The 19,624-nt window shown below is 60.3% G+C and carries 14 protein-coding genes and 1 pseudogene; 8 read left to right on the top strand and 7 right to left on the bottom strand.

From position 1 onward, the window contains the following. The 4 genes from prpB to prpF all read left to right on the top strand — a co-directional run. The coding region (gene prpB, locus BFQ03_RS14530; RefSeq protein ID WP_065943406.1) for a methylisocitrate lyase at positions 1-780 on the top strand (780 nt) is incomplete at its 5' end. Between the two features lie 159 nt (positions 781-939). Continuing rightward, the gene (prpC, locus tag BFQ03_RS14525) at positions 940-2,067 is read left to right on the top strand and encodes a bifunctional 2-methylcitrate synthase/citrate synthase (protein WP_032863399.1); all 1,128 of its coding nucleotides are present in this window, start codon (positions 940-942) and stop codon (positions 2,065-2,067) included. Between the two features lie 202 nt (positions 2,068-2,269). After that, complete coding sequence (gene acnD, locus BFQ03_RS14520) at positions 2,270-4,864, top strand: Fe/S-dependent 2-methylisocitrate dehydratase AcnD (RefSeq protein WP_065943405.1); 2,595 nt, start codon at positions 2,270-2,272, stop codon at positions 4,862-4,864. A 51-nt stretch (positions 4,865-4,915) separates the two neighbouring features. Then, positions 4,916-6,106 (top strand): 2-methylaconitate cis-trans isomerase PrpF, encoded by a 1,191-nt coding sequence (prpF, locus tag BFQ03_RS14515; protein WP_065943404.1) that lies wholly within the window; start codon positions 4,916-4,918, stop codon positions 6,104-6,106. Positions 6,107-6,119: 13 nt separating this feature from the next. On the opposite strand, the pseudogene BFQ03_RS30640 reads toward prpF, so the two are convergent. Then, positions 6,120-6,206, bottom strand: a pseudogene (locus BFQ03_RS30640) (outer membrane lipoprotein carrier protein LolA); the annotation flags it as partial. A gap of 104 nt (positions 6,207-6,310) precedes the next feature. On the opposite strand from BFQ03_RS30640, the gene prpD reads away from it, so the two are divergent. Together prpD and BFQ03_RS14505 are read left to right on the top strand one after the other, a co-directional pair. After that, positions 6,311-7,795 (top strand): 2-methylcitrate dehydratase, encoded by a 1,485-nt coding sequence (gene prpD / locus BFQ03_RS14510; RefSeq protein ID WP_032863396.1) that lies wholly within the window; start codon positions 6,311-6,313, stop codon positions 7,793-7,795. Positions 7,796-7,964: 169 nt separating this feature from the next. Then, positions 7,965-8,891, top strand: coding sequence for a hypothetical protein (locus tag BFQ03_RS14505; protein ID WP_065943403.1), 927 nt, complete (start codon positions 7,965-7,967; stop codon positions 8,889-8,891). A gap of 109 nt (positions 8,892-9,000) precedes the next feature. Here the strand turns inward: BFQ03_RS14505 and BFQ03_RS14500 are convergent, their stop codons facing one another. From BFQ03_RS14500 to BFQ03_RS14480, 5 genes are read right to left on the bottom strand one after another with little or no spacing between them, the layout of a single operon-like run. Next, the gene (locus BFQ03_RS14500; protein ID WP_065943402.1) at positions 9,001-9,729 is read right to left on the bottom strand and encodes an alanyl-tRNA editing protein; all 729 of its coding nucleotides are present in this window, start codon (positions 9,727-9,729) and stop codon (positions 9,001-9,003) included. 2 nt (positions 9,730-9,731) lie between these two features. Continuing rightward, a complete protein-coding gene (locus BFQ03_RS14495; RefSeq protein WP_032863394.1) occupies positions 9,732-10,724 on the bottom strand; it encodes a serine O-acetyltransferase in 993 nt (330 codons plus the stop codon). A gap of 23 nt (positions 10,725-10,747) precedes the next feature. Then, positions 10,748-11,662, bottom strand: coding sequence for a PLP-dependent cysteine synthase family protein (locus tag BFQ03_RS14490; protein WP_032863393.1), 915 nt, complete (start codon positions 11,660-11,662; stop codon positions 10,748-10,750). A 26-nt stretch (positions 11,663-11,688) separates the two neighbouring features. After that, positions 11,689-13,551, bottom strand: a complete 1,863-nt coding sequence (gene moeB, locus BFQ03_RS14485; protein WP_032863392.1) for a molybdopterin-synthase adenylyltransferase MoeB — start codon at positions 13,549-13,551, stop codon at positions 11,689-11,691. Between the two features lie 26 nt (positions 13,552-13,577). Continuing rightward, positions 13,578-14,471, bottom strand: coding sequence for a DMT family transporter (locus BFQ03_RS14480; RefSeq protein WP_162237661.1), 894 nt, complete (start codon positions 14,469-14,471; stop codon positions 13,578-13,580). 160 nt (positions 14,472-14,631) lie between these two features. On the opposite strand from BFQ03_RS14480, the gene BFQ03_RS14475 reads away from it, so the two are divergent. Next, complete coding sequence (locus tag BFQ03_RS14475) at positions 14,632-16,056, top strand: aminotransferase-like domain-containing protein (RefSeq protein ID WP_065943401.1); 1,425 nt, start codon at positions 14,632-14,634, stop codon at positions 16,054-16,056. 111 nt (positions 16,057-16,167) lie between these two features. On the opposite strand, the gene BFQ03_RS14470 is transcribed toward BFQ03_RS14475, so the two are convergent. Then, positions 16,168-16,986 carry a posphoenolpyruvate synthetase regulatory kinase/phosphorylase PpsR gene (locus BFQ03_RS14470; protein WP_032863389.1) on the bottom strand — a complete coding sequence of 273 codons (819 nt, stop codon included), beginning with the start codon at positions 16,984-16,986 and terminating at the stop codon, positions 16,168-16,170. 178 nt (positions 16,987-17,164) lie between these two features. Here BFQ03_RS14470 and ppsA point away from each other — a divergent pair, with 178 nt between their 5' ends. Next, on the top strand, positions 17,165-19,540 hold the full coding sequence (ppsA, locus tag BFQ03_RS14465; protein ID WP_065943400.1) for a phosphoenolpyruvate synthase: 2,376 nt from the start codon (positions 17,165-17,167) through the stop codon (positions 19,538-19,540). The last annotated feature ends 84 nt before the right edge of the window (positions 19,541-19,624 follow it).

Raw genomic sequence — 19,624 nt, 5'->3', positions numbered from 1 at the left:
CGCGCCGGTTTCAAGGCCATTTACCTGTCCGGTGGCGGTGTTGCTGCGGGCTCCCTCGGTGTGCCGGACCTGGGCATCACCGGCCTGGACGATGTGTTGACCGATGTGCGCCGTATTACCGACGTGTGCGACCTGCCGCTGCTGGTGGATGTGGACACCGGTTTCGGTTCCTCGGCCTTCAACGTGGCGCGCACCGTCAAGTCGATGATCAAGTTCGGTGCTGCCGCGATCCATATCGAGGACCAGGTGGGCGCCAAGCGCTGCGGTCATCGCCCGAACAAAGAAATCGTGTCCCAGCAGGAAATGGTCGACCGCATCAAGGCCGCCGTGGATGCCCGTACCGATGACAGCTTCGTGATCATGGCGCGCACCGACGCCCTGGCCGTGGAAGGCCTGGAGTCCGCGCTGGAGCGTGCCGCCGCGTGCATCGAGGCCGGTGCCGACATGGTCTTCCCCGAAGCCATTACCGAGCTTGAGATGTACAAGTTGTTCGCTTCGCGCGTGAAAGCGCCAATCCTGGCCAACATCACCGAGTTCGGCGCGACGCCGCTGTACACCACCGAACAGTTGAAATCTGCCGATGTTTCCATCGTGCTGTACCCGCTGTCGGCGTTCCGCGCCATGAACAAGGCCGCCGAAAACGTCTACACCGCGATCCGTCGCGACGGTACCCAACAGAACGTGATCGACACCATGCAAACGCGCATGGAGCTTTACGATCGCATCGACTACCACACCTTCGAGCAGAAGCTCGACGCGCTGTTCGCCGCGAAAAAATAAAGGCTACGTGCTCACTGTAGGAGCGGGCTTGCCCGCGAAGATCGTCAACGATAACGCGGCCAACCTGAATAAACACGGTGCCCTGGCGTTTTTCGCGGGCCAGCCCGCTCCTACAGGGGGCGGTGGTCGCCCTGATAAATATAGGATTGGAGAAGAACCATGGCTGAAGCAAAAGTACTGAGTGGCGCCGGCCTGCGTGGCCAGGTGGCCGGGCAGACAGAATTGTCCACCGTGGGCCAGGCCGGTGCCGGGCTGACTTATCGTGGCTATGACGTACGTGAACTGGCCGCCGACGCGCAGTTCGAAGAAGTCGCCTACCTGTTGTTGTACGGCCAATTGCCGACCAAGGCCGAGCTGGCCGCCTACAGCGCCAAACTGAGCAAGCTGCGTGACCTGCCCCAGGCGCTCAAGGAAGTGCTGGAGCGCATCCCCGCCGACGCCCACCCGATGGATGTGATGCGCACCGGTTGCTCGTTCCTGGGCAATATCGAGCCGGAAAAAGACTTCAGCGTGCAGCGCGATGTCACCGACCGCCTGCTGGCGGCCTTCCCGGCGATCATGTGCTATTGGTATCGCTTCAGCCATGACGGCAAGCGCATCGACTGTGTGACCGACGAGCCGTCGATTGGCGGCCACTTCCTGCACCTGCTGCACGGCAAAAAGCCGAGCGAGTTGCACGTCAAGGTCATGAACGTGTCGCTGATCCTCTACGCCGAGCACGAATTCAACGCGTCCACTTTTACCGCGCGTGTCTGCGCCTCGACCCTGTCGGACCTGTATTCCTGCGTCACCGCGGCCATCGGCTCGCTGCGCGGCCCGCTGCACGGCGGGGCGAATGAAGCCGCGATGGAAATGATCGAGCGTTTCTCCTCGGCAGAGGAAGCGGTCGAAGGCACCCTCGGCATGCTGGCGCGCAAGGACAAGATCATGGGCTTTGGCCACGCGATCTATAAAGACAACGACCCGCGCAATGAAGTGATCAAGGGCTGGTCGAAAAAACTCGCCGATGAAGTGGGCGACAAAGTGCTGTTCCCGGTCTCCGAAGCCATCGACAAGACCATGTGGGAGCAGAAGAAACTGTTCCCCAACGCCGACTTCTACCATGCCTCGGCGTACCACTTCATGGGCATCCCGACCAAGCTGTTCACCCCGATCTTCGTGTGCTCGCGCCTGACTGGCTGGGCGGCGCATGTGTTTGAGCAGCGTGCCAACAACCGCATCATCCGCCCAAGCGCCGAATACACCGGCGTCGAGCAGCGCAAGTTCGTGCCAATCGAACGTCGCTGAATGAGGAGACCGACAATCCAGAATGGGTAACCGAATCAAAAATGTGGGAGCGGGCTTGCTCGCGAATGCGGGGCAACAGTCACGGAATGTGTTGAATGACACACCCCATTCGCGAGCAAGCCCGCTCCCACATTTTGACTTCATTCCAATTCTGGGTCGGCACAGTTCTTCCTTTTGTAATTACCGTGACCGAGTCCTGACGATGAACACTGAATTTCGCAAACCGCTCCCCGGCAGCCGCCTGGATTACTTCGACGCCCGCGCGGCTGTCGAGGCAATCACCCCCGGCGCCTACGCCACGTTGCCCTACACCTCCCGCGTGCTCGCCGAGAACCTGGTACGCCGTTGCGACCCGGCAACCCTCAATGCGTCCCTGAGCCAGTTGATCGAACGCAAGCGCGACCTCGACTTCCCATGGTTCCCGGCCCGGGTGGTGTGCCATGACATCCTTGGCCAGACCGCACTGGTGGACCTCGCCGGCCTGCGTGATGCCATCGCCCTGCAAGGCGGCGATCCGGCCCAGGTCAACCCGGTGGTGCCGACGCAACTGATCGTCGACCATTCCCTGGCCGTCGAGGCCGGTGGTTTTGACCCGGACGCCTTCGAGAAAAACCGTGCCATCGAAGACCGCCGTAACGAAGACCGTTTCCACTTTATCGAGTGGACCAAGAAGGCCTTCAAAAACGTCGACGTGATCCCGCCGGGCAACGGCATCATGCACCAGATCAACCTGGAGAAAATGTCCCCGGTGATCCAGGTGCGTGACGGCGTGGCCTTCCCGGATACCTGCGTCGGTACCGACAGTCACACGCCGCATGTGGACGCCCTGGGCGTAATCGCCATCGGCGTTGGCGGCCTGGAAGCCGAGAGCGTGATGCTCGGCCGCGCGTCGTGGATGCGCCTGCCGGAAAGCGTTGGCGTCGAGTTGACGGGCAAACTGCAACCGGGCATCACCGCCACCGACATGGTGCTGGCGCTGACCGAGTTCCTGCGCCAGCAGAAAGTAGTGGGTGCCTGGCTGGAGTTCTTCGGTGAAGGTGCTTCGGCACTGACCCTGGGTGACCGCGCGACCATCTCCAACATGGCCCCGGAGTACGGCGCCACGGCCGCGATGTTCTATATCGACCAACAGACCATTGCCTACCTGAAACTCACCGGTCGCGAAGACGAACAGGTCGCCCTGGTCGAGCAGTACGCTCGCCACACCGGCTTGTGGGCCGATGACCTCAAGGGCGCGCAATACGAGCGTGGCTTGAGCTTCGATTTGTCCAGCGTCGTGCGCAACATGGCCGGCCCGAGCAACCCGCACGCCCGCGTGGCCACCAGCGACCTGGCGGCCAAGGGGATTTCCGGGCAATGGGACGACGTGCCGGGGCAAATGCCCGACGGTGCGGTGATCATTGCTGCCATCACCAGTTGCACCAATACCAGCAACCCGCGCAACGTGATCGCCGCCGGCCTGTTGGCGCGCAATGCCAATAAGCTCGGGCTGGCCCGTAAGCCGTGGGTCAAGTCATCCCTGGCACCGGGTTCGAAAACCGTGGCCATGTACCTCGACGAAGCCGGCTTGACCCGCGAGTTGGAGCAGTTGGGTTTTGGCGTCGTAGCCTTCGCCTGCACTACCTGCAACGGCATGTCCGGTGCACTCGATCCGGTGATCCAGCAAGAAATCATCGACCGTGACCTGTATGCCACCGCCGTACTGTCGGGCAACCGCAACTTCGACGGGCGCATCCACCCGTACGCCAAGCAAGCGTTCCTGGCGTCGCCGCCGTTGGTGGTGGCCTACGCGATTGCTGGCACCATCCGTTTCGATATCGAAAAAGACGTGCTGGGCCTGGATGCCGACGGCAAGGAAATTCGCTTGAAGGACATCTGGCCGAGCGACGAGGAAATCGACGCGGTGGTCAAGGCGTCGGTCAAGCCTGAGCAGTTCCGCCAGGTCTACATCCCGATGTTTGCCATCCATGAAGACACCGGCCCGAAAGTCACGCCGCTGTACGACTGGCGCCCGCAAAGCACCTACATCCGCCGCCCGCCGTACTGGGAAGGCGCCCTGGCCGGCGCACGTCCGCTCAAGGGCATGCGCCCGCTGGCGGTGCTGCCGGACAACATCACCACTGATCACCTGTCGCCGTCCAACGCGATCATGCTCGACAGCGCCGCCGGTGAATACCTGGCAAAAATGGGCCTGCCGGAAGTCGACTTCAACTCTTATGCCACGCACCGTGGCGACCACTTGACCGCCCAGCGCGCGACCTTTGCCAACCCCAAGCTGTTCAACGAAATGGTCCTGGAGAACGGCAAGGTCAAGCAGGGTTCCCTGGCGCGCATCGAGCCGGAAGGCAAGGTCACGCGCATGTGGGAAGCCATTGAGACCTACATGGAGCGCAAGCAGCCACTGATCATCATTGCCGGCGCCGACTACGGCCAGGGTTCGTCCCGCGACTGGGCGGCCAAGGGCGTGCGCCTGGCTGGTGTGGAGGCGATTGCCGCCGAAGGTTTCGAACGTATCCACCGCACCAACCTGGTGGGCATGGGCGTGTTGCCCCTGGAGTTCCTGGCGGGTACTGATCGCAAGACGTTGCAGATCGATGGCAGCGAAACCTATGACGTGATCGGCGAACGCACCCCGCGTGCGCAGTTGACCCTGGTGATCACCCGCAAGAATGGCGAACGTGTCGAGGTGCCGGTGACCTGCCGCCTGGACACTGCTGAAGAAGTGTCGATCTACGAGGCGGGCGGCGTGTTGCAGCGCTTTGCCCAGGATTTCCTGGAGTCGGCGGCCACCGCCTGACATAAACGAGGGCCGGGGGCTTCAAGCCCCCGGCGTCTTTTGAGGAACACCATGGCACACGTACCGCAAATCAAGATTCCCGCCACCTATATGCGTGGCGGCACCAGCAAGGGCGTTTTTTTCAATCTCCAGGACTTGCCCGAAGTGGCCCAGGTCCCGGGCGCTGCACGGGATGCCTTGCTGCTGCGGGTGATCGGCAGTCCCGATCCCTATGACAAGCAGATCGACGGTATGGGTGGTGCCACGTCGAGCACCAGCAAGACCGTGATCCTGGCTAAAAGCACGCGTGCCGATCACGACGTCGATTATCTGTTCGGCCAAGTCTCCATCGACAAGCCTTTTGTCGATTGGAGTGGTAACTGCGGCAACCTGTCAGCAGCGGTCGGCTCCTTTGCTGTCAGCAGCGGTCTGGTAGCGGCTGAGCGGATTCCCCATAACGGCGTGGCCGTGGTGCGGGTGTGGCAGGCCAATATCGGCAAGACCATCATCGCCCATGTGCCGATCACCGACGGTGCGGTGCAGGAAACCGGCGACTTCGAGCTGGATGGCGTGACCTTCCCGGCGGCCGAAGTGCAGTTGGAGTTCCTGGACCCGGCAGCGGAAGAAGAGGGCGGCGGTGGCTCGATGTTCCCCACCGGCAACCTGATCGACGACCTGGACGTGCCGGGTGTCGGTACGTTCAAGGCAACGCTGATCAATGCGGGTATCCCGACGATTTTTATCAATGCTGAAGATCTCGGCTACACCGGCACCGAGCTGCAAGGCGCGATCAACAGCGACCCCAAAGCCCTGGCGATGTTCGAGACCGTGCGTGCCTATGGCGCCTTGCGCATGGGTTTGATCAAACACCTGGATGAAGCGGCCCAGCGCCAGCACACGCCGAAAGTGGCGTTCGTGGCCAAGCCAGCGGATTACCTGGCCTCCAGCGGCAAGGCGATCAAGGCGGGGGATGTTGACCTGCTGGTGCGAGCGTTGTCCATGGGCAAGCTGCACCACGCGATGATGGGCACGGCCGCGGTGGCGATTGGCACGGCGGCGGCGATTTCCGGGACCCTGGTCAACCTCGCGGCGGGCGGCGTGGAGCGCAATGCGGTGCGGTTCGGGCATCCGTCCGGCACCCTGCGCGTGGGCGCCGAGGCCAGCCAGGTGAACGGCGAATGGGTGGTGAAGAAAGCCATCATGAGCCGCAGTGCACGGGTGTTGATGGAGGGCTATGTGCGCGTCCCGGGCGATTCTTTTTAGCTGTCGGACTTTTTGTAGGAGCGAGCTTGCTCGCGAAGAGCCTCAGCGCGCAGTTGGGGGGCAGGTTTCCCGTGTCATCGTTGGCGACCTTCGCGAGCAAGCTCGCTCCTACAGATAAAACAAAGAGCAGGCTTTTTAGACCTGTCAGAGAAAATAACCTGAGCCTGAAGAAGGAACACACCCAACCCATTTTGGAGTACTGCCATGAGCGCCAACGTCGACCAGAACAACCGCCCCGACTACGACCAGGTTTTGCAGGACATTGCCGACTACGTCCTCACCTACCGGATCGATTCCCGGGACGCCCTGGACACTGCCCGCAACTGCCTGATGGACACCCTCGGCTGTGGCTTGCTGGCCTTGCGTTTCCCTGAGTGCACCAAGCACCTGGGGCCTATCGTCGAAGGCACGGTGGTGCCGTTCGGTGCACGGGTGCCGGGTACGTCCTATCGCCTGGACCCGGTCAAGGCCGCGTGGGACATCGGTTGCATCGTGCGTTGGCTCGATTACAACGACACCTGGCTCGCCGCCGAATGGGGCCATCCTTCGGATAACCTCGGTGGCATCCTGGCCGTCGCCGATCACCTTTCGCAAAAGCGCGTGGCCAATGGTGAAACGCCGTTGACGGTGCGCGCGGTCCTGGAAGCGATGATCATGGCCCACGAAATCCAGGGCGTGATCGCCCTGGAAAACTCCTTCAACCGCGTCGGCCTTGACCATGTGCTGCTGGTCAAAGTCGCCTCCACTGCGGTGTGCGCCAAGTTGATGGGCGCCAATCGTGAGCAACTGCTGGCGGCGTTGTCCCAGGCGTTTGTCGATGGGCAGGCCCTGCGCACTTACCGCCACGCGCCGAACGCCGGTTCACGCAAGTCCTGGGCGGCGGGGGATGCGTCGAGCCGTGGCGTGCGCCTGGCGGACATCGCCATGCGCGGCGAAATGGGGATTCCCGGCGTATTGAGCGCGCCGCAGTGGGGTTTCTATGACGTGCTGTTCAGCCATACCAACAAGGACCTGGCCCTCAAGCCCGAGGACAAGCGCGCGTTCAGCCTGCCCCAACCCTATGGCACCTATGTGATGGAGAACGTGCTGTTCAAGATCAGCTTTCCTGCCGAGTTCCACGCACAGACTGCCTGTGAAGCAGCGGTCACTTTGCATTCGCAGGTCAAAAACCGCCTGCATGAAATCGACAGGATCGTCATCACTACCCACGAGTCGGCGATTCGTATCATTTCCAAGGTCGGCCAATTGGCCAATGCGGCAGACCGTGACCATTGCCTGCAATACATGACGGCCGTGCCGCTGGCGTTCGGCAATCTGGTGGCCGAGCAGTACGAAGATGAGTTCCATGCCGCGCATCCGATCATCGATGAGTTGCGCGAGAAAATGGTCATTGTCGAAGACCCCCGCTACAGCCGCGAATACCTGGAGGCCGACAAGCGCTCCATTGCCAACGCGGTGCAGGTTTTCTTCAATGACGGTTCCAGCACTGAGCAGGTGGTGGTGGAGTACCCGATTGGCCATCGTCGTCGTCGGGTTGACGGGATTCCGTTGCTCGAAGCCAAATTCAAGGCCAACCTGGCCACACGCTTTACCGCCCAGCGCAGTGCGCAGATATTCGCCTTGTGCAAGGACCAGGCACGGCTTGAAGCGACTTCCGTAAGCCGGTTTGTGGACCTGTGGGCGATGTGAGAAGGTCGGGTGGCCGGTTGTGAAGTGGACACACTTTGCTATTCGTACGTCCTACATCGTCGGAACCTTATTCAGATAATCACCAATCAGGTAGCCAGATGACCTGTTTTACCGGGTCGCCTGGCACGCAATGTCCGTGAATCAAATACCTGAATCTGAGAGGTCCACCATGACGAGCGTAAGTCCTCAGCAGTACGCGCCCAACTACGCCTATGAAATGCCACCCAAGCCAGAGCACACACCGCAAGAAAACAGCGCCAAAGCAGGTACTCCTGACCAACTCCAGTCAGATTCAGCACCCTCTCGTCAGCCGATGACTACACCGCAGCGGGGGCAGTTTTCGACGCATAAGGGGCTGGTCAACTCGCCGCCATCGGCGAAGACTACCGACCCCGCCCAGCTTGCACAGCTTTTCCAAGAGAACACTCAGCTTAAAAACAAGATCAAGCAAGTGATGGCAGAGCTCACACCGATAGTAAATGGGCTTGCGCAGCAAATAGCCCAGTTGAAACAGCAGGTTGAGGCTAAAAAAAGTCCTACTTCGGCGACATCCCAAACGCCTGCCAGGGCGTCGACTCCAAGCACCGCTGATACCTCTGGTTCTGGGCGCGTCCCTAAACGCACTGAGCCTGAAGTGTCCGCTGCAGATGAGAGGGCACCCTCATCTGGCGCGAATACATCTAGCAATATCAAAAAAATGTCCGAAGAAAACAAGGAGCTTCATGCAACGATTGAGAGTATGAGGAATGATTTCAATCAAGTGGTTGCGCGACTTCAACAGGAAATCGGCGAGATCAAACAAAAAATCGGAAACTCCGGTTCAGATGCACCTCCAGAAGTCTCGTCGAATCAAGCCCACGACGCCGAATCAGCATCCAATGATGAGCAAGCCCCGCTGGCCTCTACGCCTGAGGCGGCGGCTGGTTCCAGTGAACAGAGTCCCGCTACTCAGAGCAGCATTGACAGTCTGGCCCTTGAAACCAAAACGCTGAGCGCTGAGGTTGCAAAGATGATTGAGCATTTTAAAGCAGTGATTAAAGAGCTTGAGCGAGAAATTGTTGACCTTAACCAGAAAGTCAGCACTTCAGACGCTTAAGGTGGGGCACGGTGTAGCATTGCCGACAGTGCATGGAACGCTGTCGGCACACGATTCGCAAAACCTCATTTGTGTCTTTCGTGGAAAAAATCGCAGCCTGGCGAATGCGTTACTCAAACCGCAAGATCACCCTCCGGTTATGCTTGCTCTTCTTCTCGATTTTTTCGCAAAACACCCGGCCGATTTCCTCGGTGTTGACCACGTGGGTGCCGCCACACGGCTGGATATCGATGCCGGCAATTTCAATCACCCGCACTGCGCCCTGGATCACCGGTGGAGCGACGGCCTGAGTACGGGTGATTTGTAGCAGGGTGGAATATTCAGAGGCCGGCATCGACAGCGACTTGACCTCATGGGCCTGCTCGATCAAGGCGTTGAGGTCGCGGGTGATGCTTTCCTTGTCCAGGGTCATTTCCGGCAGGTCGAAATCCAGGCGGCCCTTGTCGGCGCTGATGCTGCAACCGGTCACCGGGGCGTCGATGATCGAGCACAGCAAATGCAGGCAGGTGTGCATCTTCATGTGCTGGTAGCGCCGCTCCCAGTCCAGGCCAGCATCCACCTGCACACCGGCCCGCAATGATTCGGGGCAATGTTCCACCTGGTGCCAGATGATCGAGCGCAGTACTGGGTCGCGCACGGTCCCTGTCACGTTGACGCGGCTGCCGTCGGGCAGGGTGAAGTAGCCGGTATCTCCCGGCTGCCCACCTCCGGTGGGGTAGAACAGGGTGTGTTCCAGGGCGACGCCCTGTTCGCTGACGGCGATCACGCGCGCGCTGAAGGCGTTCTGGTAAGGCGCGCTGTCGAACAGCGCCAGGGTTTCCATTGTGTGTACGGACATGTTCAACCTCCAACGATCAGTGGGCTGGTTTGCAGCAGGCGCCGCACCATTGCGCTCAACCCGGGTGGGGAAAGCAGGGTGACCTCGAACTTCGGCCCGCACACCTTCAGGTTCAGGGGCAGGCGCGGTGGATGGGTGGGAGCCTGCAGCGTGCGCAGGCGAAATTGCAGGTGGTGACGCTCCTTGACCGTAGGTTCCAGCACCAGGCTGGACAGCGGATGGAAGTCGGCATCCAGCACCGTGACCCGGTGGCTGGTGCTGACTTCGCCGACCACATGCAGACGTTCGTCGAGGGCAAATGCCCCGAGGTAATTGCTGGCGTCTGATTCGTCGTTTTTCTGCAACTGGATCTGATTGACTACCTTCACCTTGGTGCCGGCGGGCACGTCCTGGGTGATGACACAGGAGGGGCTGATAAACACGTTGTCGCCGATCAGCACATAACCCAGCACCCTGGCGCCCGAGCCGACTTCCACATTGTTGCCCAGGCGCGGGTGGCGCTTGCCGTCAGGGTTGTTGGCGATGCCTCGTGCGCCCAGGGTCACGCCACACAGGATGTAGCAGTCATTGCCGATCTCGCAGGTTTCGCCGATCACCGTGCCAAAGCCATGATCCAGTACAAAACGTCGGCCAATGCGGGCAGCCGGGTGGATTTCGGCCCCGGACAGGATCTTGCCCTGGTTGCTCAACGTCAGAGCGATGGCACAGAACTGGCTGTGGGGCTGGTCGGAAAGATTCCATACCCGGTGCGCCAACCGGTAATACAGCACGGCCTTGAACGAGGCGTAGGATTCCAGGATCAGTTCGCCCCGGCCCCTGGACGCCGGGTCGCGCCAGGCATAGGCGATCAGGTCCTCGGCCACTTCCTGCGCCGCCGGCTGGATCAATTGCGCCAGGTGCGGCTGCAACTGTGCTATCTGCGCCGGCGAGAGGGTCTTGATGAGGTGGGTCAGCAACTCATCGTGCAACTGTTGCATGTCGATAAAGCCTCCCATGGAAGGCACCCCCGTAATTGTCGTTATTCGAAACAGGGCAGATAACTGTCGGCGCTGTCGTACACCATGGTCAGGACGACGGTGTCGGTGGGCAGTTCCGGGGCGAGCCTGGCGATGGCTACCATATTGGCGGCTGACGACAGCCCCAGGCTGATGGCATCGGTACGCATGATGCGCTTCATCATTTCCAGGCAGTCGAGGCGCGAAACCTTGAGCATGCCGTCCAGTACATTCAGGTTGAGAATGCTCGGGATCAAGCCGATGGACAGGCCCTGGATATGGTGCGGCGCATGGCGGTCGCTGAGCAGGTCGCACTCCTCGGGTTCGACCCCCATCACGCGGATCTGCGGCCAGGTGGCCTTGAGGGTTTCACCGATACCGGTGATATGACCCCCGGTACCGATGCCGCTGACAAAATAGTCGACCTGGCGCTCGCCAAAGGCGCGGATGATTTCCGGGGCGGTGGTGTCGCGATGGGTCTGGGGGTTGGCGCCGTTACGCTGTTGGTTGAGCATGACGAAGCTGGGGTTTTCCAACTGCAGTTCCATGCACTTTTCGCCATGGGAGTTGTTGCCCAGGCGGCTGTCCGACAGCACCACCTTGGCTCCATACAGGCGCAGCAGTTTCTGCTTTTCGGGGCTGTAGTTGTCGGGAATCACCAGCACCACTTTGTAGCCCAGCACATTGCCGGCCATGACCAGGCCGATACCCGTGTTGCCACCGCTGGGTTCGATGATGGTTTGCCCCGAATCGCGAATCAGGATGCCCCGGCGTTCGGCGTCGAGGATCATCCCCAGGGCGATCCGCGCCTTGTGGCTGCCGCCCGGATTCAGGGATTCGAGCTTGGCAAAGACCTCGATGCCGAGGTCTTCGGAGAATTGTTCCAGGCGCACGATGGGCGTTTGGCCAATGGCGTCGAGTATGGAGTTATGCAGCATCAGATAAGTACCCCCAAGGCCCGTGATCAGTACAAAGGCATGTCGGGTTCGACGTCGCGCACCCAGTGTTTCATGCCGCCTTCCAGCACCCGGGTGTTGGCAAAGCCCGCTGCCAGCAAGGTACTGGCGGCTTGCTCGGCGCGGATGCCGGCGTAGCAGATCAGGTAATGGGTATTGTCACGGCTGAGGGTATCGAGCTGATCGTCGAGCTGGGCCAGGGGGATGTGCACCACGCCGGGGAGTTGGCACACCTCCAGCTCGCTGGCGTCGCGCACATCCAGCAGGATGTCGGCGCTGCTACGGCGTTCCAGCAACTGCTTGAGCACCTGGGGCTTGATGTAGTGTTCTTCGGCCAGGCTGGGGGCGTTGCGGATGGCATCGGCACACACGGCGGCTGTGGGTTGGTGCTCATCGCGCAGTTCGGAGCAGCACGGGCAATCGGCGCGACGCTTAAAACGGATTTCACTGAATTTCATGGCCAGGGCATCAAAGCGCATCAACCGACCTGACAACGGTTCGCCCAGACCGATCAGCAACTTGATTGCCTCGGTGGCCTGGATCATCCCGACCACCCCGGGTAGTACACCGATGACCCCGCCGGCGCTGCAATTGGGCGCCAGTTCCGCCGGTGGCGCGTGGGGGTACAGGCAGCGGTAGCAGGGCCCGCCTTGATAATTGAACACGCTGATCTGGCCATCGAAACGATAGATTGCGCCGTACACCAGCGGCTTGCCCAACTGTACGCAGGCATCGTTGACGAGGTAGCGGGTCTCGAAATTGTCGGTGCCGTCGATCACCAGGTCGTAGGCACCGACCAGCTCCAGGGCATTGTCGGCATTCAATGCGGTGTCGTAGGTGTTGATTTGGATATGGCGGTTGAGGTCTTGCAGGCGCTGCTTGGCGGATTCGACCTTGGGCAGGCCCAGGGTGCTGTTGCCGTGGACAACCTGGCGTTGCAGGTTGCTGCTTTCCACCACGTCGAAGTCCACCAGCCCCAGGGTGCCGATGCCGGCGGCGGCCAGGTACAGGCTGATGGGCGAGCCCAGGCCACCCGTACCGATGATCAGCACCTTGGCCTTCTTCAGGCTCAGTTGCCCTTCGCGGCCAACGCCGGGCAGGGTGATATGACGCACATAGCGCTGCACTTCCTCGTTGCTCAGCGAGTCGATATCCATGCCACCGGAGGTGGCCAGCAGCACTTCGATTTTTACCTTTTCGGGTAGCGGCTCGTCGGGGCCGATCAGTTCTTCCCCCGCCGTGAACAGGAAGTGCTCCTTGAGCTGACCGTTGTTTTCGTGGAACAGGTGCGCCCGCAGTTGCGGGTAGCGGGTGCAGGTGTCTTCAATGACTTCGCGCAATGTCGATCCGGCACCCTCAAGGGTCGATTCTGGCAACTTGGCCACGCGCACCAGGATGTCGGGGAAAGAGACAGCGTTCATGTACAACTCCGTTTGCAGGTCGTTGAAGGGGTTGAGGGCGAAGTGCGTGCCATCCCAGGCAAACAGTTTCGACCCAAGGGCCTTGCCCTGGCGGACATCCACCACCAGGTAGCTGACGGGGTAGATGGGTTCCCCCATGTACAGGGCCTTGTCCTGATCCTCGTCGCTGAAGTACGCACCGACATCCGGGTGGGAGTGGTAGATCACCACCACCGGGTTGTCCGTGCGAAAGGCCTTGTTCATCAGCAGCGTGTCGGTCACCGAGAAGGTGTAGCCGTTGGCCGCGCTGCGTGGGTACATCTCTGGGTTCTTGCGGTGCAACTCGTTCTGGATATTGCTGCCCAGGTACACACTGCCGTCGGCGAAGACAAAGCCGCAGCACTCTTCGGGATAGGTGCTGGCGGCGTGGGCGTAGATCTGTTCCAGGGTGGTTTGGCGGAGGACGTCCATGTTTCTCTCGCGTGGTGGGGAAAGGGTCAATTGGGCTTGGCCAGGAGCTTTTCGATGGGCAACTTGGTGATTGCAAAGCCGGCCAGCAGGATCGCGGAGTACAGCATCAGGTCCCGGGACAGCTCCAGGCCTTCGTACCAGGCGCCGATGATCACGGCGAACACCGGGAAAATGATAAAAACGAACGACAGGATGATCGGGCTCAGGCGCTTGAGCAGCATGAAATACACGATAAAACCGCCGACCGATGCCACCAGGCCCAGGTACAGCAGGGCGCTCCAGGAGCGCAGGGTGATGGCCTCGAAGGTCGGGGCTTCGAACCATAGGCCGGCGACGAACAGCATCAGCCCGGCAATCCCGATGGGCAGGGTGTTGTAGGTGATCACGCTGATGGCGCTGCCTTTTTGCTTGGTAATGACATAGCACAAGGCATGCATGATCGCGGCGGTCAGAATCGCCAGCACGCCGAAGAACTCGGCATGGTCAAGGTGCAATCCCTGGCTCCTGATGATCATGTACAGGCTGCCGAAACCGATCCCAATCCCCACGACCTGGGAAAAGTAGATGCGCTCGCGCAGGAACAGCGCCGAGAAAATCAGGATAAACACCGGCATGCAACTGAACAGCAGGGCGGTGAGGCCGGACGAGACGTGCATTTCGCCATAGTTGAGCAGGTAGTAGGGAACACTGAAGTAGCAGAGGGTCACGAATACAAAGAACCAGCGGCTTTCCCGTGGAAACAGGATCGGCTCGCGACGCACCAGGGCAAAACACAGGAACAGTGGAAAGGCGATCAGGAAGCGCAGGCCCGCCGAGGTCAATGGCGGCACGCTTTCCACCGCGATCTTGATCCCCAGCCAGGTGGTGCCCCAGCTCAGGCAGACAATCAGGAACATTACACTGGTGATCAGGCCAGCCAGCCATTGTTTGTGTGATTTGGTTTTTTCGGCATTTTCGAGAACGGCGGACATTGGCATCGTTTATTGCTTCCCTGAGCCGGAATTGAACTCTATATTGAACTTGTAATTAGAGGTTTTACCCGGTGATTGAACCCGTAAAAGCACACTATTAGGGCGAAAGATGGCTGTCAAAACAAATATTGACATGGTGTCAATTATGCGAGAGGGACTGTCCAGCGGGCAGGGCGTGAAGTACAAGCGCCTGTCCGACGTCATGGAACGGGGCATCCTCGAAGGCTTGATCGAGCCGGGACGAAAGCTGCCGCCTCACCGGGTGCTTTCGGACAACCTGGGGGTGACCATCGGTACCATCAGTCGTGCCTACGGCGAACTGGAACGCCTGGGCCTGGTAGTGGCGCGGGTGGGTGATGGAACATTCGTGCGCAAGCGTGGGATGGAGCGCCAGCGTGACGAGGGCTTTCGCAATTTCAGCGAGGAGCCGCGCCAGTACTTCGATATGAGTCGCAACATGCATATTCCGGGTCAGGAAACGACCTTCCTGGCCCAGAGCTTCCAAACCCTGTCGACCAACGCCAAGTTTCTCCAGGACATCAGTGCCTATACTCCGGACGCCGGTTTGCCCCGCTACCGCGAGGCGGGGGCGCAATGGCTGGTGCAGCGCGATTTTCATCCGATTCCAGAGCAGGTCATCTGTGTCAATGGCGGCCAGCATGGGTTGCTGTGCGCCTTGATGGCCTTGGTGCGCGCGGGCGACACGGTGGTGACCGAGCAGCTGACCTACCCTGGCCTGATCACCGCCGCACGGATGCTCGGCATCCGGCTGATTGGCCTGGAAATGGATGAGGAGGGCGTGTTGCCCACGGCGCTGGACGAAGTCTGTCGCAATCACCGGGTGTCGGCCCTGTATTGCACGCCGACCATCCAGAATCCCACGACCGCCGTGTTGTCGGTGGCCCGCCGTGAGGCGCTGGTGAAGGTGTGTCGCGAGCACAACCTGTTGATCCTGGAAGACGAGGCACATGGGGTGCTGGTGGAGGACCGGCCGCCACCTTTGAGTCATTTTGCCCCGGAGCGCACGATTCTGATCAGCAGCCTGAGCAAGGCTGTGTCGGCGGGCCTGCGGGTGGGGTATGTACATGCGCCGCCGGCGCTGGTCAGCCGTATTTCTGCGGCCTTGCGCTCAACCTGCTGGATGGCCACGCCGGTGACCCTGGAGCTGGCCACGCAGTGGATTGAAAACGGCACGGCAGAGTATTTGTTGCATCAGCAGATCAACGAGATCAGCCGCCGCAAAACGTTGGTTGAGGACCTGTTGATGGGCCTGGAGTACCGAACGCACTCCAACAGCCCGCACTTCTGGATTGAAGTCCCGGAGCCCTGGCGTGCGTCGGAAATCGAGGCTGAACTCAAGCAGAACAATTACCTGATCGCCACGGCAGAAGCCTTTGCGGTAGGACAGACGGCGGTGCCGCAGTTCATTCGGGCAAGTATCTGCAATACGTCCGGGGACGATCAGCTGTTACGTGCGGGATTTGATGCGTTGGCCACGGCGCTGGGGCAGGGTGGCGACCGGTTTCATCTGTGAGACCGCGTTATCGTTTATCCCAGGCAAGCCAGCGCCCACATTTTGATGCGTGAACCCCATCAAGTGTGGGGGCTGGCTTGCCTGCGATAGCGATGGACCAGGCAATGAAAACTACTTGAAACGCCGCTCAACACCTTTTTCTACCAGGATCTTCGCCGAAATCTCTTCCACCGAAAAATGCGTGGAATTGATGTGCGCAATATTTTCCCGGCGGAATAGGTTCTCTACTTCCCGCACCTCGAATTCGCACTGGGCATAGCTCGAATAGCGGCTATTGGGCTTGCGCTCATTGCGGATGGCCGTCAGACGATCCGGATCGATGGTCAGGCCAAACAACTTGTGCTGGTGGGTACGCAGCACCGCCGGTAGCTGCAGGCGCTCCATATCGTCTTCGGTCAGTGGGTAGTTGGCCGCGCGGATGCCAAATTGCATGGCCATATACAGGCAGGTCGGGGTCTTGCCACAACGCGACACGCCGACCAGGATCAGGTCGGCCTTGTCGTAGTAGTGGGTGCGGGCGCCGTCGTCGTTATCCAGGGCGAAGTTCACCGCCTCGATCCGCTCCATATAGTTGGAGTTATGGCCAATGGAGTGGGACTTGCCCACGGAGTACGAGGAGTGTTCACTCAGCTCCTGTTCCAGGGGCGCCAGGAAGGTCGAGAAGATGTCGATCATGAAACCATTGGAAGTCGCGAGGATCTCACGAATGTCCTGGTTGACGATGGTGTCGAAAATGATCGGGCGCATCCCGTCTTTTTCGGCGGCCAGATTGATTTGTTGTACCATGGCCCGCGCTTTATCCACGTTATCGATATAAGGCCGGGTGAATTTGGCGAAGGTAATGCTTTCGAACTGCGCCAGCAGGCTTTGACCCAGGGTTTCGGCGGTAATGCCGGTGCCATCGGAGATAAAGAAAGCAGATCGTTTCATTTGAGCCTTGGGCCTTAAGCTGATGACGAATCTTGGATATGATAGGCGCGATTTTGCCGTCCCACAGTGGGCCGCATTCTCACTTATTTTCCAGGTCCAGGCCACAAACGCCGGTAAATGCTCCTATTGAGCCGCCGGCGCCCTGAGCTTTTCCAACACAGTTAGTGGAGAGATCACCTTGGTAGAGTACGTAGTTTCCCTCGATAAGCTCGGCGTCCATGATGTAGAGCATGTGGGGGGCAAGAACGCATCCCTCGGCGAGATGATCAGTAATCTTGCAGGCGCTGGTGTCTCGGTGCCCGGTGGTTTCGCCACCACGGCCCAGGCATACCGCGATTTCCTCGAACTGAGCGGTCTCAACGACCAGATCCACGCTGCCCTGGACGCGCTGGACGTCGATGATGTCAACGCCCTGGCCAAGACCGGCGCACAGATCCGTCAGTGGATCATGGAAGCCGAGTTCCCCGAGAAGCTCAACGCCGAAATCCGCACTGCCTTCGCCAGCCTGTCGGCCGGCAACCCGGACATGGCTGTCGCCGTGCGTTCCTCGGCCACCGCCGAAGACTTGCCCGACGCCTCCTTCGCCGGCCAGCAGGAAACCTTCCTGAACATTCGCGGCGTGGAAAACGTCATCCGCGCGGCCAAGGAGGTGTTTGCCTCGCTGTTCAACGATCGCGCCATTTCCTACCGTGTGCACCAGGGTTTCGACCACAAGCTGGTAGCCCTGTCTGCCGGTGTGCAGCGCATGGTGCGTTCGGAAACCGGTACCGCCGGCGTGATGTTCACCCTGGATACCGAGTCGGGCTTCCGTGACGTGGTGTTTATCACCGGCGCCTACGGCCTGGGCGAAACCGTCGTACAAGGCGCGGTCAACCCGGACGAGTTCTACGTCCACAAGCACACGCTTGAAGCCGGTCGCCCGGCGATCCTGCGCCGCAACCTGGGCAGCAAGGCCATCAAGATGATCTACGGCGACGAGGCCAAGGCCGGTCGCTCGGTGAAAACCGTTGATGTGGACAAGGCCGAACGTGCCCGGTTCTGCCTCAGCGATGCGGAAGTCAGTGAATTGGCCAAACAGGCGATGATCATCGAGAAGCACTACAAGTGCCCGATGGACATCGAATGGGCCAAGGATGGCGACGACGGCAAGCTGTACATCGTCCAGGCGCGTCCGGAAACCGTGAAGAGCCGTACGTCGGCCAATGTCATGGAACGCTACCTGTTGAAAGAAACCGGCACCGTGCTGGTGGAAGGCCGTGCCATCGGCCAGCGCATCGGCGCCGGCAAGGTGCGGATCATCAAGGACGTGTCCGAGATGGACAAGGTCCAGCCAGGTGACGTGCTGGTCTCCGACATGACCGACCCGGACTGGGAGCCGGTGATGAAACGCGCCAGCGCCATCGTCACCAATCGTGGCGGGCGTACCTGCCACGCGGCGATCATCGCCCGTGAGCTGGGGATCCCGGCAGTCGTCGGTTGCGGCAACGCCACCCAACTGCTCAAGGATGGCCAGGGCGTCACCGTATCCTGCGCCGAAGGCGATACCGGCTTCATCTTCGAAGGTGAGCTGGGCTTCGATATCAAGCAAAACTCTATCGATGCCATGCCTGACCTGCCGTTCAAGATCATGATGAACGTCGGCAACCCCGACCGCGCCTTCGACTTCGCGCAGTTGCCGAACGCTGGTGTGGGCCTGGCCCGCCTGGAGTTCATCATCAACCGCATGATCGGCGTGCACCCCAAGGCCCTGTTGAACTACGACGGCCTGCCGGTGGAAATCAAGGACAGCGTCGACAAGCGTATCGCCGGCTACAACGACCCTGTTGGCTTCTACGTCGAGAAGCTGGTGGAAGGCATCAGCACCCTGGCGGCGGCCTTCTGGCCGAAGAAAGTCATCGTGCGCCTGTCGGACTTCAAGTCCAACGAGTACGCGAACCTGATCGGCGGCAAGCTCTATGAGCCGGAAGAAGAAAACCCGATGCTGGGCTTCCGTGGCGCTTCGCGCTACATCAGCGAAGCGTTCCGTGACTGCTTCGAGCTCGAATGCCGTGCGCTCAAGCGTGTGCGCAACGAGATGGGCCTGACCAACGTCGAGATCATGGTGCCATTCGTGCGCACCCTGGGCGAAGCGAGCCAGGTGGTTGACCTGCTGGCCGAGAACGGTCTGACCCGTGGCGAAAATGGCCTGCGCGTGATCATGATGTGCGAGCTGCCGTCCAACGCGATCCTGGCCGAGGAGTTCCTGGAGTTCTTCGATGGTTTCTCCATCGGTTCCAACGACCTGACCCAACTGACCCTGGGCCTGGACCGCGATTCCGGGATCATCGCCCACCTGTTCGACGAGCGAAATCCTGCGGTCAAGAAGCTGCTGGCCAATGCCATCCAGGCCTGTAACAAGGCCGGCAAGTACATCGGTATCTGTGGCCAGGGCCCTTCCGATCACCCGGACCTGGCCAAATGGCTGATGGAGCAGGGTATCGAAAGTGTTTCGTTGAACCCTGATTCCGTACTGGAAACCTGGTTCTTCCTGGCTGAAGGCCAAGCCTCGGCGTAATCGCCATTTGCCGGCCAGCCATTGTGGCTGGCCGGCATTTCTCATTCTGTACAGGGCGGAACTCCCTCCGGACGCCGCCCTTTT

This window comes from Pseudomonas sp. 25 R 14 (assembly GCF_900004755.1).
Taxonomy (GTDB): Bacteria; Pseudomonadota; Gammaproteobacteria; order Pseudomonadales; family Pseudomonadaceae; genus Aquipseudomonas; species Aquipseudomonas brenneri.
Note: the sequence above shows the minus strand (reverse complement) of the source record. Positions and strands in the feature narration are given on the sequence as shown.